Annotated in this window: 24 protein-coding genes; 6 read left to right on the top strand and 18 right to left on the bottom strand. The window is 55.2% G+C overall.

The annotated features are described in order from the left end of the window. Nucleotides 1-21 precede the first annotated feature (21 nt). Complete coding sequence (gene ilvD, locus B9Z45_RS13495) at nucleotides 22-1,725, top strand: dihydroxy-acid dehydratase (RefSeq protein WP_108407742.1); 1,704 nt, start codon at nucleotides 22-24, stop codon at nucleotides 1,723-1,725. Nucleotides 1,726-1,833: 108 nt separating this feature from the next. On the opposite strand, the gene B9Z45_RS13490 is transcribed toward ilvD, so the two are convergent. Further along, nucleotides 1,834-2,241 carry a heme-binding protein gene (locus B9Z45_RS13490; protein ID WP_108407741.1) on the bottom strand — a complete coding sequence of 136 codons (408 nt, stop codon included), beginning with the start codon at nucleotides 2,239-2,241 and terminating at the stop codon, nucleotides 1,834-1,836. A 182-nt stretch (nucleotides 2,242-2,423) separates the two neighbouring features. On the opposite strand from B9Z45_RS13490, the gene B9Z45_RS13485 reads away from it, so the two are divergent. Continuing rightward, the gene (locus B9Z45_RS13485) at nucleotides 2,424-3,119 is read left to right on the top strand and encodes a Bax inhibitor-1/YccA family protein (protein ID WP_108407740.1); all 696 of its coding nucleotides are present in this window, start codon (nucleotides 2,424-2,426) and stop codon (nucleotides 3,117-3,119) included. 83 nt (nucleotides 3,120-3,202) lie between these two features. Here B9Z45_RS13485 and rlmD read toward each other — a convergent pair whose 3' ends face one another. The 4 genes from rlmD to surE form a co-directional block, all read right to left on the bottom strand. Beyond that, nucleotides 3,203-4,639: a 23S rRNA (uracil(1939)-C(5))-methyltransferase RlmD gene (gene rlmD, locus B9Z45_RS13480; protein ID WP_108407739.1), complete on the bottom strand. Its 1,437-nt coding sequence runs from the start codon at nucleotides 4,637-4,639 to the stop codon at nucleotides 3,203-3,205. Nucleotides 4,640-4,760: 121 nt separating this feature from the next. Continuing rightward, on the bottom strand, nucleotides 4,761-5,630 hold the full coding sequence (locus B9Z45_RS13475) for a peptidoglycan DD-metalloendopeptidase family protein (RefSeq protein ID WP_108407738.1): 870 nt from the start codon (nucleotides 5,628-5,630) through the stop codon (nucleotides 4,761-4,763). A 14-nt stretch (nucleotides 5,631-5,644) separates the two neighbouring features. Further along, nucleotides 5,645-6,436 carry a protein-L-isoaspartate(D-aspartate) O-methyltransferase gene (locus B9Z45_RS13470; RefSeq protein ID WP_108407737.1) on the bottom strand — a complete coding sequence of 264 codons (792 nt, stop codon included), beginning with the start codon at nucleotides 6,434-6,436 and terminating at the stop codon, nucleotides 5,645-5,647. Continuing rightward, a complete protein-coding gene (gene surE, locus B9Z45_RS13465) occupies nucleotides 6,433-7,203 on the bottom strand; it encodes a 5'/3'-nucleotidase SurE (RefSeq protein WP_108407736.1) in 771 nt (256 codons plus the stop codon). The genes B9Z45_RS13470 and surE overlap by 4 nt, the downstream gene beginning before the upstream one ends. Nucleotides 7,204-7,358: 155 nt before the next feature. Between surE and B9Z45_RS13460 the strand changes: the two genes are divergently transcribed. Beyond that, nucleotides 7,359-8,333: an NADPH:quinone oxidoreductase family protein gene (locus B9Z45_RS13460; protein ID WP_108407735.1), complete on the top strand. Its 975-nt coding sequence runs from the start codon at nucleotides 7,359-7,361 to the stop codon at nucleotides 8,331-8,333. A 92-nt stretch (nucleotides 8,334-8,425) separates the two neighbouring features. Here B9Z45_RS13460 and clpA read toward each other — a convergent pair whose 3' ends face one another. Next, nucleotides 8,426-10,762, bottom strand: coding sequence for an ATP-dependent Clp protease ATP-binding subunit ClpA (gene clpA, locus B9Z45_RS13455; RefSeq protein ID WP_108407734.1), 2,337 nt, complete (start codon nucleotides 10,760-10,762; stop codon nucleotides 8,426-8,428). A 56-nt stretch (nucleotides 10,763-10,818) separates the two neighbouring features. Continuing rightward, nucleotides 10,819-11,178, bottom strand: coding sequence for an ATP-dependent Clp protease adapter ClpS (clpS, locus tag B9Z45_RS13450; protein WP_108407733.1), 360 nt, complete (start codon nucleotides 11,176-11,178; stop codon nucleotides 10,819-10,821). A gap of 58 nt (nucleotides 11,179-11,236) precedes the next feature. On the opposite strand from clpS, the gene B9Z45_RS13445 reads away from it, so the two are divergent. Next, on the top strand, nucleotides 11,237-11,593 hold the full coding sequence (locus tag B9Z45_RS13445) for a cold-shock protein (RefSeq protein WP_370445843.1): 357 nt from the start codon (nucleotides 11,237-11,239) through the stop codon (nucleotides 11,591-11,593). Nucleotides 11,594-11,687: 94 nt separating this feature from the next. Beyond that, nucleotides 11,688-12,170 (top strand): DUF192 domain-containing protein, encoded by a 483-nt coding sequence (locus B9Z45_RS13440; protein ID WP_108407731.1) that lies wholly within the window; start codon nucleotides 11,688-11,690, stop codon nucleotides 12,168-12,170. A 94-nt stretch (nucleotides 12,171-12,264) separates the two neighbouring features. On the opposite strand, the gene B9Z45_RS13435 is transcribed toward B9Z45_RS13440, so the two are convergent. The 10 genes from B9Z45_RS13435 to B9Z45_RS16915 all read right to left on the bottom strand — a co-directional run bounded on the left by B9Z45_RS13435 (nucleotide 12,265) and on the right by B9Z45_RS16915 (nucleotide 21,736). Then, nucleotides 12,265-12,600 carry a DUF1840 domain-containing protein gene (locus tag B9Z45_RS13435; protein WP_108407760.1) on the bottom strand — a complete coding sequence of 112 codons (336 nt, stop codon included), beginning with the start codon at nucleotides 12,598-12,600 and terminating at the stop codon, nucleotides 12,265-12,267. A 23-nt stretch (nucleotides 12,601-12,623) separates the two neighbouring features. Further along, nucleotides 12,624-12,974, bottom strand: a complete 351-nt coding sequence (locus B9Z45_RS13430; protein ID WP_108407730.1) for an integration host factor subunit alpha — start codon at nucleotides 12,972-12,974, stop codon at nucleotides 12,624-12,626. Between the two features lie 7 nt (nucleotides 12,975-12,981). Further along, nucleotides 12,982-15,411, bottom strand: coding sequence for a phenylalanine--tRNA ligase subunit beta (gene pheT / locus B9Z45_RS13425; protein WP_108407729.1), 2,430 nt, complete (start codon nucleotides 15,409-15,411; stop codon nucleotides 12,982-12,984). 55 nt (nucleotides 15,412-15,466) lie between these two features. Next, a complete protein-coding gene (gene pheS, locus B9Z45_RS13420; protein WP_108407759.1) occupies nucleotides 15,467-16,504 on the bottom strand; it encodes a phenylalanine--tRNA ligase subunit alpha in 1,038 nt (345 codons plus the stop codon). 124 nt (nucleotides 16,505-16,628) lie between these two features. Further along, nucleotides 16,629-16,991, bottom strand: a complete 363-nt coding sequence (gene rplT, locus B9Z45_RS13415) for a 50S ribosomal protein L20 (RefSeq protein ID WP_026036460.1) — start codon at nucleotides 16,989-16,991, stop codon at nucleotides 16,629-16,631. A gap of 25 nt (nucleotides 16,992-17,016) precedes the next feature. After that, nucleotides 17,017-17,220, bottom strand: a complete 204-nt coding sequence (gene rpmI, locus B9Z45_RS13410; RefSeq protein WP_108407728.1) for a 50S ribosomal protein L35 — start codon at nucleotides 17,218-17,220, stop codon at nucleotides 17,017-17,019. 135 nt (nucleotides 17,221-17,355) lie between these two features. Continuing rightward, on the bottom strand, nucleotides 17,356-17,949 hold the full coding sequence (infC, locus tag B9Z45_RS13405) for a translation initiation factor IF-3 (protein WP_108407727.1): 594 nt from the start codon (nucleotides 17,947-17,949) through the stop codon (nucleotides 17,356-17,358). A gap of 86 nt (nucleotides 17,950-18,035) precedes the next feature. Continuing rightward, nucleotides 18,036-19,955 carry a threonine--tRNA ligase gene (thrS, locus tag B9Z45_RS13400; protein ID WP_108407726.1) on the bottom strand — a complete coding sequence of 640 codons (1,920 nt, stop codon included), beginning with the start codon at nucleotides 19,953-19,955 and terminating at the stop codon, nucleotides 18,036-18,038. 107 nt (nucleotides 19,956-20,062) lie between these two features. Further along, nucleotides 20,063-21,394: an isocitrate lyase gene (aceA, locus tag B9Z45_RS13395; protein ID WP_108407725.1), complete on the bottom strand. Its 1,332-nt coding sequence runs from the start codon at nucleotides 21,392-21,394 to the stop codon at nucleotides 20,063-20,065. Between the two features lie 162 nt (nucleotides 21,395-21,556). Next, a complete protein-coding gene (locus tag B9Z45_RS16915; protein ID WP_146180917.1) occupies nucleotides 21,557-21,736 on the bottom strand; it encodes a hypothetical protein in 180 nt (59 codons plus the stop codon). A gap of 377 nt (nucleotides 21,737-22,113) precedes the next feature. On the opposite strand from B9Z45_RS16915, the gene B9Z45_RS13390 reads away from it, so the two are divergent. Further along, nucleotides 22,114-22,515 carry an SWIB/MDM2 domain-containing protein gene (locus B9Z45_RS13390; protein WP_108407758.1) on the top strand — a complete coding sequence of 134 codons (402 nt, stop codon included), beginning with the start codon at nucleotides 22,114-22,116 and terminating at the stop codon, nucleotides 22,513-22,515. Nucleotides 22,516-22,604: 89 nt separating this feature from the next. Here the strand turns inward: B9Z45_RS13390 and B9Z45_RS13385 are convergent, their stop codons facing one another. Continuing rightward, nucleotides 22,605-24,305: a thiamine pyrophosphate-binding protein gene (locus B9Z45_RS13385; protein ID WP_108407724.1), complete on the bottom strand. Its 1,701-nt coding sequence runs from the start codon at nucleotides 24,303-24,305 to the stop codon at nucleotides 22,605-22,607. Between the last annotated feature and the right edge of the window lie 21 nt (nucleotides 24,306-24,326).

The following is a 24,326-nucleotide window of genomic DNA, read 5'->3' as shown; positions in this document are numbered from 1 at the left end:
GGCTTTTATAAAGACACCACCATGAGCGACAAAATCATTCCGATCACCCCCATCAACCGCCGCAGCGCCAACATCACGCAGGGCAAATCCCGCGCCCCCAACCGCTCGATGTACTACGCCATGGGTTATGAAGAGGGTGATTTCGTCAAACCCATGGTGGGCGTGGCGAATGGCCACAGCACCATCACCCCTTGCAACAGTGGCCTGCAAAAGCTGGCCGATGCGGCCATTCAAGGGATCGAAGAGGCTGGCGGCAATGCCCAGGTATTTGGCACACCCACTATTTCTGACGGCATGGCCATGGGCACCGAAGGCATGAAGTACTCTTTGGTCAGCCGCGAAGTGATCTCGGACTGCATCGAAACTTGCGTGCAGGGCCAGTGGATGGACGGCGTGCTGGTCGTGGGTGGCTGCGACAAAAACATGCCCGGCGGCATGATGGGGATGCTGCGCGCAAACGTGCCTGCCATTTACGTTTACGGCGGCACCATCTTGCCCGGCCGCTACCAGGGCAAAGACCTGAACATCGTGAGCGTGTTTGAAGCCGTGGGCGAAAACGCCGCCGGCAAACTCAGTGATTTTGACCTGAAAGAAATTGAAAAGCGTGCGATTCCTGGCACGGGTTCTTGCGGCGGGATGTACACCGCCAACACCATGTCCTCGGCTTTTGAAGCCCTGGGCATGTCCCTGCCCTACTCGTCGACCATGGCCAACCCACAAGACGAAAAGGAAAATTCGGCCAAGGAATCGGCCAAAGTGCTGATTGAGGCCATCAAGAAAAACCTGAAGCCGCGCGACATCGTGACCAAGGAAGCCATTGAAAACGCCGTGGCTGTGATCATGGCCACCGGTGGCTCCACCAACGCGGTACTGCACTTCCTGGCCATTGCCCACACCGCAGAGGTGGCCTGGACCATCGACGACTTTGAGCGCATGCGCAAGAAGATCCCTGTGATCTGCGACCTGAAACCCAGTGGCAAATACCTGGCCGTCGACCTGCACCAGGCAGGTGGGATTCCGCAAGTCATGAAGGTGCTGCTGAAAGCCGGCTTGCTGCATGGCGACTGCATGACCATCAACGGCAAGACCGTTGCCGAAAACCTGAAAGACGTTCCGGACGTTCCCCGTGCTGACCAGGATGTGATCCGCCCGATCGACAAGCCCATGTATGCCGAAGGCCACTTGGCCATCCTCAAGGGCAACTTGTCACCCGAAGGTGCCGTGGCCAAGATCACGGGCCTGAAAAATCCGGTCATCACAGGTCCTGCCCGTGTATTCGACGACGAACAATCTGCCCTCGAGGCGATTTTGGCTGGCAAGATCAAGGCGGGAGACGTGATGGTTTTGCGCTATCTTGGCCCCAAAGGTGGTCCTGGCATGCCTGAAATGCTGGCACCCACAGGCGCCCTGATCGGCGCAGGTTTGGGCGAAACCGTGGGCCTGATCACCGATGGCCGCTTTTCGGGTGGCACCTGGGGCATGGTGGTGGGCCACGTCGCCCCTGAAGCAGCCGCTGGCGGCAACATTGCTTTTGTGCACGAAGGCGACAGCATCACCATCGATGCACACAAACTGGTGCTGGAACTTAACGTGGCTGAAGCAGAACTGGCCAAGCGGCGTGAAGGCTGGACCCCTCCCGCACCCCGTTACACACGAGGCGTGCAGGCCAAATTCGCCTTCAACGCCTCGAGCGCCAGCAAAGGTGCCGTGCTTGATCTTTACTGATACCGTCAAAAAGTACTCAGCTAAAAAGCCGCTTTTCAGCGGCTTTTTTCTGGGGGTCGACCTATGGCAATGTTGCCAACTCAATGACCTCTGAAGGCCAGCAAGCCATTATAGGCCAATGGCAGCAATACCGGCTTTGGCAATCTGCGCATCTTCGCTGGATTTGACCCCACTCACGCCCACCGCACCCAGGCAAGCCCCGTCTTTCATGATCGGTACACCCCCTTCAAGCATCCCCTGTACGGCAGGGGCAGACAAAAACGAGAAACGACCGCCATTGATGATATCTTCATAGCCCTTGGTCTCGCGACGACCCAAAGCGGCCGTATGCGCTTTGGCAGGTGCGATGTGCGAGGAAAGCGGCGGAGCACCATCCAGACGGGTGAAGTGCAACAAATGACCGCCCGCATCCACGATGGCGATACTCACCGCCCAGTTGTTCTGGATCGCCTCGGCTTCGGCTGCAGCGGCAATGGCTTTGATATCGGAGGATTCGAGAGTGGCTTGTGATTTCATGTTTTTGTGGACGCTGAGTTTGAAAACCGCAAGGATACACGGCCACTACACCCGCCATTGCACACCTCCACGCAAAACTGATTCACCCGATAACCCCATGGCTGTGCGGATATAAGCAGAGAGGACCGACCACACCCTAAAATGCAATGGCCCTGAATTCAGGGTTTGAACAGGAGAGATTCATGAGCGACCTACGCACACTTAACACCACAGATTGGGGCCATGGCTCCGACTTGGCCACACGCAACCGCGTTCTGCGCAACACCTATTGGCTGCTCGCCCTCAGCTTGCTGCCTACTGTCCTGGGCGCATGGCTTGGCGTGACCACAGGAATCACCCGCTCGCTGTCGGGCGGCATGGGTTTGGTTGTTTTCCTGGCTGGGGCATTTGGCTTCATGTTTGCCATCGAAAAGACCAAAAACACTGCAGCAGGCGTTCCCGTGTTGTTGGCCTTCACATTCTTCATGGGTTTGATGCTGTCGCGCATGATCGCTATGGTGTTGGGTTTCAAGAACGGCTCTGACTTGATCATGACCGCCTTTGCAGGGAGCGCCGGCGTGTTCTTCGTCATGGCCAGCCTGGCCAGCACGATCAAGCGCGATATTTCGGGCATGTCCAAATGGTTGTTTGTAGGCGCGTTGGCCATCATGATTGGCGGCATCATCAACGTGTTTGTTGGCTCCACTGTCGGCATGATGGTCATATCTGTCATGGCCATTGGCATATTCAGCGCTTACATGCTGTATGACATCAAGCAAATCATTGACGGCGGTGAAACCAACTACATCAGTGCCACGCTGGCCCTTTACCTGGACATCTTCAACGTGTTCCAGAGCCTTCTGGCATTGCTGGGCATCATGGGTGGCGAACGCGATTAAGCCACCAAGTCACAGAGTGGCAATACCGCTCAAAAAAGGCTCCCTAGGGAGCCTTTTTTTGGCTGCAAGGCCCCTCACTCGGCTCAAGCCAACTCAAACACCGCCATACTTTCCACATGTGCCGTATGCGCGAACATGTTGATCACACCTGCGCTGACGCAGCGGTAGCCAGCCCGATGCACCAAAATTCCCGCATCGCGGGCCAGCGTTGCGGGGTTGCAACTCACGTAAACAATGCGTTGAGGTGGTGTCCAGCCCTGGCGTAAATCCTGGTTTTCATTCAATTCAGCCAGCGCCTTTGACAATGCAAATGCGCCCTCACGGGGTGGGTCCACCAGCCATTTTTCGGCGCTGCCATCGGCCACCAGCATGTCGGGGGTCATGTCAAACAGGTTGCGGGCGACAAACCGGGTGGGTGCAAGGGCTTGCCCCTCAGAGCGTGATGCCTGGTTGCGGTCGTAATTGTCCCGAGACCTGACCACCAGGGTCTCGGCACCTTCTATCCCCAGCACCTGCGCTGCCTGAGTGGCCAGAGGCAAGGTGAAATTGCCCAAGCCGCAAAACCAGTCGATGACGCGCTCGTTCTTTTGCACTTGCAGCAAACGCAGCGCTCGGGCCACCAAAACCCGGTTGATGAACGGGTTAACCTGGGTGAAGTCTGTGGGCCTGAAGGGCATGTTGATGGCAAAGTCGGGCAGACCATAACTGAGTTGTGGGCCGCCTTCGTCCAACAGGCGCACCGTGTCGGGCCCTTTTGGCTGCAACCACCATTGCACATTTTGCGCAGCGGCAAACTCGCGCAGCAAGGCTTTGTCACCGTCGCTCAAGGGTTCCAGGTGGCGCAATACCAAGGCGGTGACTTCGTCGCCGCAGGCCAGTTCCAACTGAGGCACGGTCTCCCGAGCATCCATCTGGCCGATCAGCTTGCGCAGTGGCAGCAGCATCTTGCTGACATGCGGTGGCAAAACTGGACAGACCTTCATGTCGGCGATGTAGCGGCTTTTGCGTTCGTGAAAGCCAATCAGCACGTCTCCTTTTTTGATCACATAACGCACCGACAGGCGGGCACGGTAGCGGTAGCCCCAGGCGGGCCCTTCGATGGGTCGCAACATGGTTTCGGCTTTGACTTTGCCCAAGTGCCATAAATTGTCTTCAAGCACCCGCTGCTTGATGGCCACCTGAGCAGAAACCTCGAGGTGCTGCATCTTGCAACCGCCGCACGAGCCTGTGTGCAGCCCGAAATGCGGGCAGCCCGGGCGAACGCGTTGGGAAGATTCGTGGTGAATCTCGGTCACGGTGCCATGCTCAAAGCTGCTTTTTTTGCGACTGACTTGAACCGAAACCACCTCAAAAGGCAATGCACCTTCGATGAAAACCACTTTGCCATCGGGCCTGCGGGCGATGCCTTGAGCCTCCATGTCCAAAGAGCCAACGCGCAACCAGCCCTCAGGCAGGTCGGCACTGGAATGGCTGGCTTCGGCAGCGTGGGCTTGAGAAAGGGAAATATCTGGTTCGCTCATGGACTGATTGTCTCAGGATGTGAGGCACCGCAATTTCTTAAAACCTCAATGCACCAGACAGGTCCCATTCAATCGGCTTTAGAAAAACCTCAGAGACTTGCCAGGGCAAATGGCGCTTGCCTTAACGGGCGGGCAAGAGTTGGGCAGGGTCCACCGGTTTGCCTTGGCGACGCACCTCAAAGTGGAGCTTGACCCGGTCCGAGTCAGACTTGCCCATTTCGGCAATTTTTTGCCCTTTGCGAACTTTTTGGTCTTCCTTGACCAGCAAGGCCTGGTTGTGTGCGTAAGCCGTCAAGAACGTGCTGTTGTGCTTGAGGATGATCAGGTTCCCATAACCCCTCAACCCGGCACCGGCATAAACCACCTGGCCGTCAGCGGCCGCCATCACGGTGTCACCCGCTTTGCCTGCGATGTCGAGGCCTTTGTTTTTGACTTCGTCAAATCCCGCAATCAGTGAACCGTTGGCAGGCCAGATAAACCCCAAGCCTTCGTCATTGGCATTGGCGTTGGCGTTGGCGTTGGCGTTGGCGTTGTTCGGTTGATTCACCAAATTAGGCTCAGATTTTGCCGAGGTCACAACGGGGGATGAATTTGAAGTCGGTGCGATCGGCCGAACCACCACGCCAGCTGTTTCTACGGCACCACCGGGAGGGGCGACCCGCAGCACCTGACCCACTTCAATCAGATCTGGGTTGGTCAGATTGTTCCATCGGGCCAAATCACGCCATCCTTGACCGTTGTCCAAACCAATGCGGGTCAAGGTGTCACCACGCTGGACAGTGTAATAACCAGGCTTGCCTGCATTTTCACTGCCCGGCAAAGGTTTGACCAATTCAGTGGCAGGCGTTGCGGGGGTTGGGGCGGGCGAACGGCCCATGGCGGTCCGGTCTTCCACGGGCGCCGGAGTTCGGGGTGTAGTCGTGCAGCCTGAAAGCAATGCAGAGACCATCACCGTCAAAACCAGGGGGCGAAAAGAAGAATTGAAATTCATCGGGCTTTACTTGTTCAGGCAACGCCTGATTTTAGAGGTACAAAATGCACGGCCTCGAGAACCTGGCGCTCGAAACCCAGAGACGTTTTTAGAATGACCACCAAGGCTTGGTGACCTGCTGAAGTGATGGTCGGCGCGATCACTCGACCGCCAACTGCCAGTTGGTCCAGCCAGGCCTGGGGGACTGCGTCGCCACCCGCCGCCGAGATGATGCCAGCATAGGGCGCCCCCTTCGGATAGCCCAGCATGCCATCCCCAAAAATAAGATGGACGTTGTGCAGCCTGAATGGACGCAAATTGGCTCGGGCTTTTTCGTGCAAGCCGCGCAATCGCTCAATGCTGTAGACCTCTGTAGCCACATGGCTGAGCACGGCAGCCTGGTAGCCACAACCAGTGCCAATTTCCAGAACCCGGCCTAGCTTGCCTGTCGCGTCTTGGCACAGCAATTCGACCATGCGCGCCACCACATTCGGCTTGGAGATGGTCTGCCCCAAGCCGATGGGCAAACTCGTGTCTTCGTAGGCCTGATTAACCAGCGCGCTTTCCACAAAACAATGGCGCTCCACCAATCCCATGGCCTCAAGTACACGGGGGTCCTTGACGCCTTGCTCTGCCAGCTTTTGGACCATGCGCGCCCTGACCGCATCCGAGTCCAGCCCCACGCCTGACACGCTGGAAGCAGCACGCGCCAACACAACGCCCGGATTCAATCCCGAACGTGCGGGCACTGAAGGTTTGCTTTTGCTGGGGGGACCCGCTGCACCAGTTTGCGACAACTGGATCGGAAAACCAGGACGCTTGTTCATGCTTTGTTCTGGGTGTTGATTCGGCCAAAGGCTTGGCTCCAGTGGTCCAGCTGGGCGTGGTCGGTCAAGTCAACCTTGAGCGGCGTCACCACCACATGGCCCAAATTTGCGGCGTGAAAGTCAGTGCCGTCGCTGTCGTCCATGGCAGCGCCTGCATTGCCAATCCAGTACATCGTTTGCCCACGGGGATCAAGCTGGGTGATGACAGGCTCCGCGGCATGGCGTCGACCGAGGCGACACAGCCGTGCAGGCTTGATTTGTTCCAGCGGAAGATTGGGAATGTTCACATTCAGCAGCCATGGCCGCGTGCCGAGCAAGTCCCCGGCTTGCATTTGCTGGACCAGCTGCCTGACTTTGAAAGCCGCAGAGTCAATGTGTGCCCAGCCTTTGTCGATTTGGGACACCGCCATGGCTGGAATGCCAAACAAATAGCCTTCCATGGCGGCGCCAACAGTGCCTGAATAGAGGGTGTCATCGCCCATGTTGGCGCCGTTGTTGATGCCAGAAATCACCAGATCAGGTCGGTACCCCAGCAAACCCGTCAATGCAATGTGGACACAGTCGGCGGGTGTGCCATTCACGTATCGAAACCCGTTGTCAGCCCGGTGCATATACAAGGGCGTGTGCAAGGTCAATGCATTGGATTTGGCACTGTTGTTCTGTTCGGGCGCCACCACCTCCACTTCGGCAATGGTTTTAAGCGCCTCATACAAGGCCACAATCCCCTCGGCGCGGAAACCATCGTCATTGGAAATGAGAATTTTCATGGTGTGTCCTGTCAATCCGATCATTGTAGGCGGCAGCCCCCTCGCCAGCGCATTCATCGACTTGCTGAAATTGGTCGCTCGGGGGACACGACCTCGCCCCTGCAGTTGCCTAAGATGCAGCCCTGCCCATGAAGCACCCATCAAGGAGAAGTTGTATGCACGCTTGGCTTTGCGAGAACCCTGTCGGGGTTGACGCCCTCACCTGGAAAGAACTGCCCACACCAACGCCCGGCCCGGGTCAGGTCCTCATACAAATTCAGGCAGCCAGCCTGAACTTTCCGGATTTGCTGATCGTCCAGAACAAGTACCAGATGAAACCCGAGTTGCCCTTTGTGCCGGGTTCCGAATACGCGGGTGTTGTGCAAGCCATCGGCGATGGGGTTAGCCACCTTAAAGTGGGGCAAAGTGTGGCCTGCCTGTCGGGCACCGGTGGCTTTGGAACCCACACACTGGCGCCCGCCAAACTGTGCATGCCTTTGCCTGCCGGTTTTTCAGCCGTCGACGGCGCGGCTTTCATCATGACCTATGCCACCTCGCACCACGCGCTGGTGGACCGTGCCGCGCTGAAAACCGGCGAAACCGTGTTGGTGCTGGGTGCTGCAGGGGGCGTTGGTACGGCTGCCATACAGATTGCCAAAGCCATGGGCGCCAAAGTGATTGCAGCGGCATCGACCGACGAAAAATGTGCCCTGTGCACCTCGCTGGGGGCGGACGCCACCATCAATTACAGCCGCGAGAACCTGCGCGAAGCCCTGAAATCACTGACCGAAGGCCGGGGCCCCGACGTGATTTATGACCCTGTGGGAGGCGATCTGGCCGAGCCCTCCTTCCGCTCCATCGCGTGGCGTGGCCGCTACCTGGTGGTGGGCTTCGCAGGTGGACCCATTCCTTCACTGCCTTTGAACTTGCCTTTGCTCAAAGGCGCCTCATTGGTCGGTGTTTTTTGGGGTGACTTTGCAAGACGCGAGCCCCAAGCCAACACGGCCATGATGGGCGAGTTGGCCCAGTGGTACAGCCATGGAAAGATCAAGCCCGTCATTGACCGAACCCTGCCCATGAACGATCTGAAGGCGGCCTACACCTTGATGGGTTCGCGCAGCGTCAAAGGCAAACTGGTCATGGTCAACTGACAAAAAGCTTGAACTGCTGAGTGATTTGGATATGAAAAAGGAGGCCTTAACAGGCCTCCTTTTTTGTTTTTCAGCACAGGGCCGTTTGGCTTTCAGCTGGCGGTGGCCTCTTCAGGCTCTGTGGGTTCAGAGCGCGAAGAACGGCTTTCCTTCTTGGGGGTAGACGTGATGTCCAGAAGCACCTCGTCCTTGTCATCGATGTCCACAGTCAGGCGACCGCCATCGGTCAGGCGACCGAACAGCAACTCGTCGGCCAAGGCCTTGCGGATGGTGTCCTGAATCAGACGCTGCATTGGCCGCGCACCCATGAGTGGATCGAAGCCCTTCTTGCCCAGAAACTTTCGCAGCTTGTCGGTGAAAGTGACTTCGACTTTCTTTTCGGCCAGTTGCGTTTCCAGTTGCAGCAGAAACTTGTCCACCACACGCAAGATGATCTGCTCGTCGAGTGGGCGGAAACTGACAATCGCATCGAGCCGGTTGCGGAACTCGGGTGTGAACAGGCGCTTGATGTCGCCCATTTCGTCGCCCGCCACACGCGGGTTGGTGAACCCGATGGTGGCCTTGTTCATGGTCTCGGCGCCCGCGTTGGTGGTCATGACGATGATCACATTGCGGAAGTCGGCCTTGCGCCCGTTGTTGTCGGTCAAGGTGCCGTGGTCCATGACCTGCAACAACACGTTGAAGATGTCCGGGTGGGCTTTTTCGATCTCGTCGAGCAACAGCACGCAGTGTGGCTTCTTGGTTACGGCTTCTGTCAGCAAGCCACCTTGGTCAAAACCCACGTAACCTGGAGGCGCACCGATCAAGCGGCTGACAGCGTGGCGTTCCATGTACTCGGACATGTCAAAGCGGAGCAACTCGATGCCCAAAATATAAGCCAGCTGTTTGGCCGCCTCGGTCTTGCCCACGCCGGTGGGGCCAGAAAACAGGAAGGAGCCAATCGGCTTGTCGGTCTTGCCCAAACCTGAACGGGCCATCTTGACCGCCGATGACAGCACTTCCAGTGCCTTGTCTTGGCCGAACACCACCGACTTGAGATCGCGCTCAATGGTCTGCAGTTTGCTGCGATCGTCATTGGAGACATTGGCAGGCGGTATGCGGGCGATCTTGGCCACAATGTCTTCGATCTCGGTCTTGCCGATGGTCTTTTTGCGCTTGGAAGCTACCTGAATCCTTTGGGCGGCACCAGCCTCATCAATCACGTCAATCGCTTTATCAGGCAATTGGCGGTCATTGATGAACTTGGCCGACAACTCGGCAGCTGCTTGCAAAGCTGCAAGCGTGTACTTGACGCTGTGGTGGTCCTCAAAACGGCTTTTGAGGCCTTTGAGAATGTCCACCGTCTCCGCAACGGATGGCTCGACCACGTCGACTTTCTGGAAACGGCGGCTGAGGGCAGCGTCTTTTTCAAAAATGCCACGGTACTCGGTGAAGGTGGTTGCGCCGATGCACTTGAGCTGACCATTGGACAACGCAGGTTTGAGCAGGTTGGATGCATCCAGCGTGCCCCCGGACGCAGCGCCGGCACCGATCAGCGTGTGAATTTCATCGATGAAAAGGATGCCGTTGGGCTTGTCCTTGAGCGACTTGAGCACGCCCTTGAGACGTTGCTCAAAATCACCCCGGTACTTGGTGCCGGCCAGCAACGCGCCCATGTCCAGCGAATAAACCGTGGCTTCAGCCAAAATATCGGGGACTGTTCCCTGGGTGATGCGCCATGCCAGACCTTCTGCAATCGCCGTTTTGCCAACACCCGCTTCGCCCACCAGCAGGGGGTTGTTTTTGCGGCGGCGGCACAAAATCTGGATCGTGCGCTCGACTTCGTATTCACGACCGATGAGCGGATCGATCTTGCCTTCCTTGGCCGCCTGGTTCAGATTGTTGGTGTATTGCTCAAGGGGCGAGGCTTTTTCGCTCCGCTCACCACCAGAGCCCTCTTCGCCTTCAGAGCTGGAGGGGTTTTCGGCTGATTTGGCAGCCTCTGGCGGATCGCTTTTGCGAATGCCATGGGCAATGAAGTTCACCACATCCAGACGGGTGATGCCTTGCTGGTGCAAGTAGTAAACCGCATGCGAATCTTTTTCGCCAAAAATGGCCACCAGCACATTCGCACCGGTCACTTCTTTTTTGCCACTGCCTGTGGATTGCACATGCATGATGGCGCGTTGAATGACCCTTTGGAAACCCAAAGTGGGTTGTGTGTCAACCTCTTCGGTACCGGCGACCTGTGGGGTGTTGTCCTTGATGAAATTGCTCAAGGCTTTGCGCAAGTCATCGATGTTGGCGGCGCAAGCCCTCAGCACTTCAGCGGCGCTGGGGTTGTCCAACAGTGCCAACAACAAGTGCTCGACCGTGATGAATTCGTGGCGTTGCTGACGGGCCTCCACAAAGGCCATGTGCAAACTGACTTCCAATTCCTGGGCAATCATGTGATTTCCTTTTTGCCTTGCTAAAGATATACAACCGATGTGGGGGGTAAGGCCCACTATTCAATAGGTTCACTGACACATTGCAGCGGATGGCCTGCCTGCTTGGCGGCGTCCAGCACCTGGTCCACCTTTGTCGCAGCCACATCGCGGGAATAAACGCCACAAATGCCTTTGCCATCGAGGTGAATCTTGAGCATGATTTGCGTGGCCGCCTCGCGGTCTTTGCTGAAAAACTCCTGTATGACCATCACCACGAACTCCATGGGGGTGTAGTCATCGTTCAGCATCGCCACCTGGAACATCTGGGGCGGTTCAATTTTTTGGGCAAGCCGTTCGAGTACCACCGCATCGCCACCATCGGGCGTTCGGGGTAACACGGGCGGCAGCGTCGGATTTGCAGGTTTTTTCGTTGCCATGAAATCATTCTATCGATGCTTTGGACCATCTTGAGGCGCTTGAGGACAAAAGTCCTGAATGAAGATGGTCATAAAAAGAGGTATGGGGGAAAACCTCACATTGACAAAATCGACAACGTCGATTCAAACTGCGCCAACATCATGGAGACAACTCATGCCCAGTGGTTCCGTCAAATGGTTCAACGATGCCAAAGGCTTTGGATTCATACAGCCCGATGGGAGCGGTCCTGATGCTTTTGCCCACTTTTCTGCCATTCAGTCTGAGGGTTATAAAAGTTTGAAAGAGGGTGCGCGGGTCAGCTTTGATCTGACAGAAGGCGAAAAAGGGCTGATGGCTGCCAACATCAAAGCCGAAATTCCCGGCGCTGAGGCTGTTCAGGCCAGTGTTTCAACACCGTCCAATGCTTCAGCTTGACAATAAAGCGCGGTTTGGACTTTCAAAGTCGGAAGGGGGCCTAGGCTGCAGTTATCCTCTCAAGCTTGCCAACTGCCCCTGATTGCTTCAAACCATGAACTTCCCTGCTTTTATTGGCTTGTTGAACTGCCGCCGTATTCGCCAAGCCTTGACCTTGGGTTTTGTCTCCCTGACGTTTGCAGCCATCGCGCAGCAGGGGCCTCAGCTTCAATTGCCCCGGATTCAGCTTACGGCTGGCATGCATGTTTTGAACGTCCAACTGGCCCAAACCCCCGAACAGCGTCAAATCGGCCTGATGTGGCGCAAGGAGATGCCTCAGCACGAGGGGATGTTGTTTGTTTTCGAACAACCCACGAAGCAGTGTTTCTGGATGAGAAACACCTTGATCCCCCTGTCAGCGGCTTTTGTTGCCGACGATGGCACCATCGTGAACATCGCCGACATGAAGCCTCAAAGTGATGACTCCCATTGCTCCGAAAAACCCGTACGCTATGTGCTCGAAATGAACGTGGGCTGGTTTGCCAAACGGCAACTGCAGGCGGGCTACAAGTTGGGCGGTGCGGTCTTCGCGCGTTGAGTTTCCGCAAGCGCTAAGGGCGCCAGACCGCTGCCTGCAATTGGCTTACGCCCCATAAAAGCCATGGCCTTAAAAACCGCGTTGACTGACGCGATCAGATGCCCCAGACCACGTCTGAATTTTCTGCCAGACAGCGCTTGAGCATTTTCAGCATGGGTGCGGCACGCTGGGCCAGGCTCACCGAATTCAAAGGCACGGGGTCATCGTCTTCGCCGCTGACCAATGCCAGTGATTTGTCGGATCGCTGCTTTCTGTCTGCCTCATCCTTCGTCACGGCCAATTCCAGGGCCTCAATCGCGCCAGGAAGGTCCTTGGCCTGCACAATCCCCTTGACAGGATCATCCCCCAGGATGATCTTGAGTAACCTGCGGGCATCGGCTTCCAGCAAGATGAGGTCGCTGGTGGCTTGTGATTTGAACTTGAACAGCATGCTGCGCTCCTTGAGTGAAGTTTTCAACGACCCACCGTTTCAACGCCTTCGTCTTCGTCAGTATCGCCCTGAATCAGGGACTTGAGTTTATGGCTGGCGTGAAAGGTCGCGACACGACGTGCATCAATAGGAATCAATTCTCCCGTGCGTGGGTTACGTCCAGGCCGCGCCGCCTTGGTGCGAATCTGAAAGTTGCCGAATCCGGAAATCTTCACATCGTCGCCTGCGATCAGGTTGTCCACAACCAGATCAAAGAAGGCATCAACCATGTCTTTGGACTCGCGCTTATTCAAACCAATCTGCTCAAAAAGCAAATCGGCCAATTGCGCCTTGGTCAGTGCCGGAGTTTCCAGTGATTCAAAACTGATTTGCATAGCCACCTCAAGAACGCAACCGCGCCGCTACTTGCTTTGCCAAATGGGACATCACACCGCTCATGGCGGTTTCTATTTGTGCCTCGGTCAGGGTCGCTTCGTCGCTGTGCAAGGTCAAGCGCACCGCCAGGCTTTTTTCGCTGGCGGACAGGCCACCAGCAGCTTCCGCTTTGGGGCGATAGATGTCGAACAACACGACATCGCGCAACAAACCCTGGGATGGGGCGCTGTGGATGGCCTTCATCAACTGGGCGTGTGTGACCTGCTCGTCCACGATGACTGCGATGTCTCGCTCCACAGACTGAAGCTTTGCCACCGACTGCGCCATGGGCACAGTTCGATGCGTGAGGGCATCCAGATCCAACTCGAACACAACAGGGGCATGCGGCAAATCCCACGCCTGACGCCATTGGGGGTGCAATTCACCTACATGACCTATCACGCGCCCCTGTAGCAGCACCTGGGCACAACGGCCAGGGTGCAATGCAGGGTGTTCGGCAGCCACAAATTCGGCTTTGGCAGGTGACAGCAGACGTTCGACATCGGCTTTGACATCGTAAAAATCGACCAGGCGGGACTTGCCCGTCCAATTGAGCGGCTCCAGTGGCCCCCAAGCCATGCCCGAAGCCTTCATGGGCTGGTCAAAACCCTCCACAGTCGTGTCACTGTCCGGCACACTGGCATCGCGCTTGAACACTCGGCCCAATTCAAACACCCGGACACGGTCGGCTTTGCGGTCGGCATTGAACTTGACGACTTGCAGCAAGGAGCCGATCAAGCTGGAGCGCATGACACTCATTTGACTGGCGATTGGGTTGAGCAAGCGGATCGGATCAGTTTGACCCGCCAGGTCTTTTTCCCAGCTTTCTTCGACAAAACTGAAGTTGATGGTTTCCTGATAACCCAAAGCCGCCAGACTGCGGCGAACCATGAAGGGACTTCGAGAATTTTCAGGCCGAATCTTGGCGGTTATCGGTGCCAGGGGCGGGTTTGTGGGCAGGTTGTTGTACCCCACCATGCGTGCCACTTCTTCGATCAGGTCTTCTTCGATCTGCAGGTCGAAGCGAAAGCTTGGCGGCGTCACGGTGATGGTGCCATCGGCTTCGGTCACCTTCAGACCCAGACCACGCAGTGCATCTGCACACTGTTGTTGCGTGAGCGGCATCCCAATCACTTTGTTCGCGCGTGCCACCCGCAATGTGACCGGATTTGAATCCGGCATGGTCAGGATCTGGTCATCCACTGGGCCGATTTGCGTCTCTGGTGTGCCGCAAATGTTCAGCACCAACTGGGTGATGCGTTCGATGTGTTCTGCCGTCAACTGAGGATCAACACCTCGTTCAAAGCGGTGACCCGCATCGGTCGAAAAGTTATAGCGACGCGAACGGCCTGCGATGGCGGCGGGCCACCAGAAAGCGGCTTCAATATAGATATTTTTCGTCTCGTCCGATACAGCGGTGGCATCGCCACCCATGATGCCCGCGAGGGACTCGACCTGACTCTCGTCAGCGATCACGCCCACCTTGCTGTCTACTGTCACGGTATGGCCATTGAGCAATTTCAGCTGTTCGCCATCACGACCCCAGCGCACCTGCAGACCCCCATGGATCTTGTCCAGGTCAAAGATATGTGACGGACGCCCGAACTCGAACATCACATAGTTCGAAATATCGACCAGTGGCGTTACGCTGCGCTGGCCGCAACGGGCCAGTCGGTCCACCATCCATTGGGGGGTCTGGGCGTTGGGGTTCACCCCTTTGACTACACGACCACTGAAACGGCCACACAAGTCGGTGGCGTGCACATGGACATTTAATTTGTCAGCAATCTGTGTGTCCAATGACGGGAATACAGGTGACAAGAGCGGTGCACCGGTCAATGCAGACACTTCGCGGGCGATGCCGTACACGCTCAGACAATGCGCCAGATTCGGCGTGAGCTTCAGGGTGAAGAGCGTGTCGTCCAGGTTCAGGTACTGGCGAATATCTTGTCCCAGAGGTGCATAGTTTGGCAACTCCAGCAAGCCACCGTGGTCATCAGCAATCTTCAGTTCTTTGGCTGAGCACAGCATGCCCTGGCTTTCAACGCCCCGCAATTTGCCAACCTTGATCAAGAAGGGTTTTCCGTCTTCGCCAGGGGGCAACTCGGCCCCCACCATGGCGCAAGGAACTCGAATGCCAACGCGTGCATTCGGCGCACCGCAGACGATGTTGAGCCACGTCCCTTGCCCCACATCGACCTGGCAAACACGCAAGCGGTCGGCATTGGGGTGCTGGACAGCCTCCTTGATTTCACCGATCACAATTTTGGTAAATGGCGGAGCCACAGGCACAGCCTCTTCCACTTCAAGACCTGCCATGGTCAGGGTATCGGCCAGTTGTTGGGTGGTCAGGGGCGGGTTGCAGAATTCGCGCAACCAGGATTCGGGAAATTGCATCGTCTTAACTCTGTTGTGTCGAGGGCCTGCAGAAATGATCTGCAGGTCTTCATGCTCACTGGAACTGGCTCAGAAAACGGATATCGCCATCAAAGAACAGGCGCAAATCGTTCACACCGTATCTCAGCATGGTCAACCGGTCAGGGCCCATGCCGAAGGCAAAACCAATGAATCGCTCAGGGTCCAGGCCCATGTTGCGCACCACGTTTGGATGAACCTGTCCAGAACCCGCTACCTCCAGCCATCGACCTGCAAGCGGGCCTGTCTGGAACTGGATATCGATTTCTGCACTTGGCTCGGTGAACGGGAAAAAACTCGGACGAAAGCGCAACACCAGATCGTCGCTTTCGAAAAAGGTGCGGCAGAAATCGGTGAATACGACCTTGAGGTCCTTGAAGCTCACGTTTTCGCCAATCCACAGGCCTTCACACTGGTGGAACATGGGCGAATGGGTGGCATCGCTGTCCACGCGGTAAGTGCGACCCGGCGCGATCACGCGTATCTCGGGCATGCCCTGGCCTGCGTCAAGCTGGTGGCGATAACGCTTGACGTGCTGCACCGCATGGCGGATTTGCATTGGGCTGGTGTGTGTTCGAAGCAAATGACCGCCTTCGACATAAAAGGTGTCGTGCATAGAGCGTGCTGGATGGTCCTCAGGCGTGTTCAACGCTGTGAAGTTGAACCAGTCGGTCTCGATCTCCGGGCCTTGGGCAACTTCAAATCCCATAGATCCGTAAATATTTTCAATGCGTTCCAGGGTCAATGACACCGGGTGCAACCCACCCTGTCTCAGGTTGCGTCCTGGCAATGTCACATCCAGCGCTTCTGCTTTGAGTTGGGCTTGCAGTTCGGCATCGGCCAGACCTTGGCGACGATCATTCAGGGCAGATTCGATGGCTTGCTTGGCCAGGTTAATGGCAGCGCCTAGAACTTTTTTATCATCCACGTTCAGCGCGGCCATGCCCTTCATCAGCTCAGTGATTCGACCGGCTTTGCCCAAAAATTGGGCTTTGGCGTTTTCAAGGTCAGCAGGTGTCAGTGCCTGCGAAAAACTCTGCCGGGCAGATTCGACCAGTGTGTCCAGCTCGTTCATGGTGTGGGATCGGTGGGTTTCAGAGTAAAAAAAGGGATTGAAGCTTTTGTGAGCCTCAACCCCTTTGATGGACTGGCCATGCATGAACCTGCAGCAAAACTACGGGTTCACGATGCCCGTGAAATCAAGCTGCTGCCAGTTTGGCTTTGACTTGGTTCACGATTCCAGCGAAAGCGGCCTTGTCATGCACGGCAATATCAGCCAGCATTTTGCGGTCGATTTCGATGGCAGCCTTCTTCAGGCCGTTGGCGAACTGGCTGTAGGTCAGACCGCATTCACGCGCAGCGGCGTTGATACGGGCAATCCACAACTGACGGAACACACGCTTTTTGGTGCGGCGATCCCGGTAGGCATATTGGCCGGCCTTCATCACCGCCTGTTTGGCGATCCTGAAAACATTGCCGCGGCGACCGCGGAAACCTTTTGCAAGGGCCAAAACTTTCTTGTGACGGGCGCGCGCCGTTACACCACGTTTTACGCGAGGCATATTAATTCTCCTTGTTCGTCAGTGATTACAGGCCAGCCATGGGCAGCATCTGAGCAATGTGACCCATATTGGTCTCATGCACAGCGACTGAACCGCGAAGGTGACGCTTGTTTTTGGTGGTCTTCTTGGTCAGGATGTGACGTTTGAAGGCTTGGCCGCGTTTAACGGTTCCACCTGGACGAACACGGAAGCGCTTTTTTGCACTGCTTTTGGTCTTCATCTTGGGCATATCAATGCTCCTTTGGTTGTGCTCGTGAGGCGTCTGCAAAATATTTGCAGCCTTGTTGGCCCCGAGCCACTTTTAACAAGAACCACCCGAAGGCAACTCTTGATCTGATTTGCCCGAAGGCAGATCAAATTCTGTTCAAGCCGATTCAACAGGCGCGGCAGTATCTGCCGCTTTGCCTGTGGGCTTTTTGCGTCCAGGCGCAATCATCATGATCATCTGACGACCTTCGAGCTTTGGAAACTGCTCAACGATGATCGAGTCTGCCAACTCATCCCTGATCCGGTTGAGCAAGGCCATGCCCAGCTCCTGGTGCGTGATCTCGCGGCCACGAAAACGCAGGGTGATCTTGCACTTGTCACCATCTGTCAAAAAGCGACGGATGTTGCGCATCTTGATGTTGTAGTCACCATCATCGGTACCAGGGCGAAATTTGACTTCCTTGATGTCGATGACAGTTTGTTTGGCTTTGGCCTCTGCCGCACGCTTTTGCTCTTGGTACTTGAACTTGCCGTAATCCATCAAACGACAAACTGGTGGCGTGGCCGTGGCAGCTATTTCCACCAGGTCCACATCCATTTCACCAGCCAGGCGCAAGGCCTCTGCCAAAGACAAAATGCCCATGGGCTCATTTTCAGGGCCGGATACACGGACCTCTAGGGCCATGATTTCACGGTTCAAACGGTGTTTACGTTCTTCGCGGTGGCGACGATCACGAAATTCGGTAGCGATGACTCAATCCTTTACGGAACAAAACTGCGACATGCAGCCTATCCATCCTTGTGCCCACGGGCCAAAGCTTGTGGCGAAATTCACCTTCAGGCTTTAGAAGCGATGTCGGCAGCAATGAGTTCAAAGAACGCATCGATCGACATCACGCCGAGGTCTTTGTTGCCTCGGGCGCGCACAGCGACGGTACCTGCTGCCTTTTCCTTGTCACCAGCGACAAGAATATAAGGCAGCTTTTGCAATGAATGCTCTCGTATTTTATACGTGATTTTCTCGTTACGAAGGTCCATCAGAACCCTAAGGCCTTGATTTGACACCGATTTTTGCAGTTTTGCAGCGATTTCGCGACAGTAATCTGACTGCGCATCGGTGATGTTGAGCACAGACACCTGAACCGGGGCAAGCCAGGTAGGCAAGGCGCCGGCGTGCTGTTCGATCAAAATGCCGATGAAACGCTCCATGCTGCCCACAATCGCCCGGTGCAAGATCACAGGTCGCTGACGCGAACCGTCTTCGGCCACATATTCCGCGTCCAGACGCTCCGATAAATTGAAATCGACCTGAATCGTGCCGCATTGCCATTCACGGCCAATCGCGTCTTTCAGCGTGTATTCGATCTTTGGCCCGTAAAAAGCGCCATCCCCCTCGGAGATAACGAACTCACACCCGGAGTCGCGCAAACTGTCCATCAAGGCTTTTTCAGCCTTGTCCCAAAGTTCATCGGCCCCTATACGGGCGGCGGGCCGCGTAGACACCTTGTAGAGGATATTGCTGAAGCCGAAATCGGCATAAACCTTCTTCAGCACCTTGGTAAAGGTGTCGCACTCAGGCAATATCTGGTTTTCGGTGCAGAAAATATGCCCATCGTCTTGGGTGAAGCCACGCACCCGCATGATGCCGTGCAGGCCCCCTGAAGGCTCATTGCGGTGGCACTGGCCAAATTCGCCGTAACGCAAGGGCAGATCACGGTAGCTTTTGATCCCTTGCTTGAAAATAAGAATGTGGCCAGGGCAGTTCATCGGCTTGAGTGCATAGTCGCGCTTTTCCGACTCTGTGGTGAACATGTTGTCCCGGTACTTGTCCCAGTGACCCGTTTTTTCCCACAAACTTTTGTCCAGAATCTGAGGGCCTTTGACCTCTTGGTAGCCACTTTCCCTGTAAACCTGGCGCATGTACTGCTCCACTGTCTGCCAAACAGTCCAACCTTTGGGGTGCCAAAACACCAGACCAGGGGCGTGCTCATCAATGTGGAATAAATCGAGTTCACGGCCCAGTTTGCGATGGTCGCGCTTTTCGGCCTCTTCAAGGCGGGTCAGGTAAAGCTGTAAATCTTCCTTGCTGGCCCAAGCCGTGCCATAAACGCGTTGCAGCATTTCGTTTTTGCTGTCGCCACGCCAGTAAGCACCCGCCACCTTCATCAATTTGAAGTGTTTGAGCTTGCCTGTGCTGGGCACGTGTGGGCCACGGCACAGGTCCTCGAAATCACCTTCACGGTAAAGGCTGACCTCTTGGTCTGCAGGAATACTGCCAATGATCTCGGCCTTGTAGTTTTCGCCAAGGCTCTTGAAATAAGCCACGGCCTCATCCCGAGGCAAGACACGGCGAAGCACGGCTTCGTCCTTGCTGGCCAACTCAGTCATGCGTTTTTCAATGGCCACAAGGTCATCTGGGGTGAAGGGACGGCTGTAAGAAAAGTCGTAATAAAAGCCGTTCTCAATGACGGGGCCAATGGTGACCTGTGCCTGTGGAAAAAGATCCTTGACGGCATAAGCCAGTAAATGAGCGGTCGAGTGACGGATCAGCTCAAGCCCTTCGGCATCCTTGGCCGTCACGATGGCCAATTTCGAATTGGCTGCGATGTTGAAGCTGGTATCCACCAATTGGCCATTGACCTTGCCGCCCAAGGCCGCTTTGGCCAAGCCAGCACCAATCGATGCAGCCACCTCAGCTACCGTGACTGGGCCGGGAAATTCACGCAACGAACCGTCGGGAAGAGTAATCTGAACCATGGTGTCTACAAGTAAAAAAAGCGCGGCAGAAGCCGCGCTTGGAAGATGTGTTTAAACGCTGAAGCAGGATTTTACGCCGGCCTCAACTAAAACGAGCCATCAGTCGTTCAATGGAACTGCTCTTCTTCGGTGGAGCCTGTGAGGGCCTTCACAGAAGATGAACCACCCTGTATCACGGTTGTGACGTCGTCGAAGTAGCCTGCGCCGACTTCTTGCTGGTGCGAGACGAAGGTGTAGCCTTTTTCGCGTGCTGCAAATTCGGGCTCTTGCACCATCTCGGTGTAATGCTTCATGCCTTCGCCGCGTGCATAGGCGTGAGCGAATTGGAAAGTGTTGAACCAGTTGATGTGGATACCGGCCAGTGTGATGAACTGGTATTTGTAACCCAAAGCCGACAGATCATCCTGGAAGGAAGCGATCTGGCTGTCATTGAGGTTCTTTTTCCAGTTGAAAGAAGGCGAGCAGTTGTATGACAGCAGCTTGCCAGGGCAAGCAGCATGAACAGCTTGTGCGAATTCACGGGCAAAGCCGATGTCCGGAACGCCTGTTTCGCACCAGACCAAGTCAGCATAAGGTGCGTAAGCAACGCCACGGCTGATGGCTTGTTCCAGACCATTTTTGACGCGGTAAAAACCTTCTTGAGTGCGCTCACCAGTCAGGAATGGTTTGTCGTTCGCATCGTGATCAGACGTGATCAAGTTGGCAGCTTCAGCATCGGTGCGGGCCAGTACGATGGTAGAGACACCCATAACGTCGGCCGCAAAACGTGCTGAGATCAATTTTTCACAAGCTTCATGGGTAGGCACCAGAACTTTGCCACCCATGTGACCGCATTTCTTCACTGCGGCCAATTGGTCTTCGAAGTGAACGCCGGCAGCGCCAGATGCGATCATGTTCTTCATCAACTCAAAGGCATTCAAAACGCCACCGAAACCGGCTTCAGCATCGGCCACGATGGGCAAAAAGTAGTCGATGAACTCCTTGCTGCCTGGCTCGATGCCACGACCCCACTGGATTTCATCAGCGCGCTTGAAGGTATTGTTGATGCGTCGAACCATGGTCGGCACCGAGTCATACGCGTAAAGCGATTGATCCGGGTACATGGTCTCTGACGTGTTGCCGTCGGCAGCCACTTGCCAGCCTGACAGATACACAGCTTCCAGACCTGCTTTGGCTTGCTGCATGGCCTGCCCTGCGCTGATGGCGCCGAATGCATTGACATAGCCTTTTTTGGCGCCGCCGTTGATCTTGTCCCAAAGTTTCTCAGCACCGTGCTTAGCCAAGGTGTGCTCAATGGGCATGCTGCCGCGAAGACGGACAACGTCAGCTGCGGAGTAGCCGCGCTTCACGCCTTTCCAGCGCGGGTTGGTCGCCCAATCTTTTTCGAGGACGGCGATTTGCTGTTCACGGCTCAGTTGTTGAGTGAGGTTGGCTGGCATGGTAAGGCTCCTGAAGTCAAGTTGAAATCGAGCGATGTTGGCAGAGGATTCTGCTTTGTCGTTGATACCATCTTAACTCTTGTACAAGACTGATTTAAATTCTTATGTCTTATACAAGACATTTTTTTATTTGTTTGAAATCATCTAGTTATGAAATAATTTTCACAATGCAATATCCATTTTTCCATATTGAGAAAAATGCGGCGATGCAGCATTTGTATTTTTCAAATTATGAAATATATTGGCGGTGAATGAAATGCGATGTGCAAAACAGCTACAAACTAGCAGGCCAGACAAAAACCAACGTTGATCAGCATCCGCATCAAATTTTTCCAAATTCAAAGCGCACCTCTCTATTGGGGCGTTCAACAAAGAGGATTGAAATTTGAGACAACTTGACAAGCATGGTGTTGCTGGAATTACGATCCTTCAACAAGGTCATGGACATCAGCAAGAAACGCCACGACTGATGAGACGACGAAGACAGCGCATGTTGACTTGAATTTGGCGACACGCTTTACAAGCCAAAAGCCGGGAGTCATGGTTAAAAAAGACGGGCCGATGAGAAAAGTGGCTTGGGAGCCTGCAAATCAGCAACAACCCCTACAGAAATTTGACAAATGAGCTTGGTAAGTGACCGTTTCTCCAGTAGCATGCACATGGCTGAAAACAAACTGTTACTCAGCGACGTACCAACTTCCGATCAAAGGAATTCCATCATGGCAACTGCGAAAAAAACCCCGGCAACAAAAGCTGCTCCCGCTAAAAAAGCAGCACCGGCCAAAAAAGCTGCTCCAGCAAAAAAAGCTGCAGCACCCGCGAAAAAAGTAGCGGCAAAGGCGCCTGCCAAAAAGGCGGCACCTGCTAAAAAGCGCACCCCTAACCCAGCCTTCATGAAGGCCTTGACTCCCAGTGCCGCTTTGGCAGCTGTGGTGGGCGCAACCCCGTTGCCACGCACAGAAGTGGTCAGCAAGATGTGGGTTTACATCAAAAAGCACAATCTGCAAGACAGCGTGAACCGTCGTGCTATCAATGCCGATGACAAACTTAAGGCTGTTTTTGGCAAGGCGCAAGTCACCATGTTCGAAATGGCCGGCTTGATCGGCAAACACCTGAAGTAATTCTGGCACTTATGTAAAAAAACCCGCTTCGGCGGGTTTTTTTATGGGTCCTTCTCATTTGACAATGGCAAGATTAAAGAGCCAAAGTGTCACTCAGCTTGCCTGGCCAATGCAGCTTGCGTAATGGCTTGCAGTGTTCCTCGAGTGGTAATGACTTCTGGATCAAGCACCACTTCAATCAAAGTTCCCTCAGATCGAGCCAAAGCAGCCAACAGGTGCTCTTCAAATTGAGCCGTCTTGTGAATTCGAACACCTGCATAACCATAGGCTTGAGCCAAGGCCACAAAATCAGGATTCTGGAGTTTTGACCCTGTCACATGGGTTGGGTATTCGCGCTCTTGGTGCATTCGAATCGTGCCAAACATGCCATTGTTCAATAACAAAATGATGCTCTTACCACCATGCTGTACAGCGGTGGCCAGTTCTTGACCATTCATTAAAAAATCACCATCCCCAGCAATGGTGAAGGCCGTCCTTCCGGTCAAAATATTCGCGGCGATGCCTGCCGGTACACCGTAACCCATGGCGCCCACGGTCGGGGCCAACTGGGTCTTGTGACCTTTGACCAAGCCATGGTGCTTGAAGAATCGATGCATCCAGCTCGCGAAATTACCGGCTCCATTCGTCAACACGGCATCCGCAGGCAAATGTTTTTGCAACAAGCCCACGATCACGGGCATGTCCACATCACCCGGTAAGGATTGGGGCTTCAGGTTGTCAAGGTAGCCTTCATGTGCCGAACGAGTCCATTCGGACCAAGGCAGTGAGGGTGGCGCCGTTAAAACCTCCAGACTTCGTGCCGCTGCGTTCATGGTGGAGAGAATGGCCAAATCCGCTTGGTAAACACGGTTTAGCTCCTCTGCACTGCCATGAATATGAACCAATTTTTGCAAGGTTTTGGGCGCTTGCAGCAAGGTGTAACCACCGGTCGTCATCTCGCCGAGACGGGGACCAATGGCCAAAATCAGATCCGACTCTCGCACACACTTGGCCAAAGCCGGGCTAATGCCAATGCCCACATCACCGGCATATTGGGGATGGTGGTTGTCGAAGGTGTCTTGAAAACGGAATGCGTTGGCAACAGGCAACTGCCAGTTTTCAGCGAAGCGCTGGAGCGCCTGGGCAGCTTGTACCGTCCACCCCCCACCACCGCAAATGACCAAGGGCTTTTGAGCCGCCAGCAGGAGGTCTCTTAATTGACGCAAAGCCCCTGGATCGCTCCAGGCTTGCACAGGCTCCACGCGGGGCAAGGCTTGGGCGGTATGGATGGCTTGGGTCAACATGTCCTCGGGCAAGACCAACACCACAGGGCCAGGGCGACCATTCATGGCGATTGCAAATGCCCGCGCAATGTACTCGGGCAGGCGCTCGGGATCGTCTACACGTTCAACCCTTTTGGCCATGCCTTTCGTCGAAGGCCCGAAAAAATGGGTGTAGTCCATTTCCTGGAAGGCTTCCCGGTCGCGCGTGTCACTGGCCACATCACCCACAAAAAGGACCATGGGTGTCGAATCCTGAAAGGCAGTGTGAACCCCAATTGACGCATTGGTGGCACCCGGGCCTCGCGTGACAAAGCAAATGCCGGGGCGGCCGGTGAGCTTGCCTTGGGCTTCGGCCATGAAAGCTGCGCCGCCTTCTTGACGGCAAGTCACAAAAAGAATGGCGTCACGGTGCACATGAAATCCGTCCAGCACGGCCAGAAAGCTTTCTCCGGGCACACCAAATGCATGGGTTACGCCTTGGGCAAGGAGGCATTCAACCAACAAGTGGCCCGCAATTTTTGTCTTCATGGACGCATTGTGCACAAGCCT

Source organism: Limnohabitans sp. 2KL-17, from assembly GCF_003063415.1.
GTDB lineage: Bacteria > Pseudomonadota > Gammaproteobacteria > Burkholderiales > Burkholderiaceae_C > Limnohabitans_A.
The sequence above is the reverse complement of the archived record's forward strand: the minus strand, read 5'-3'. Positions and strand labels throughout refer to the sequence as shown.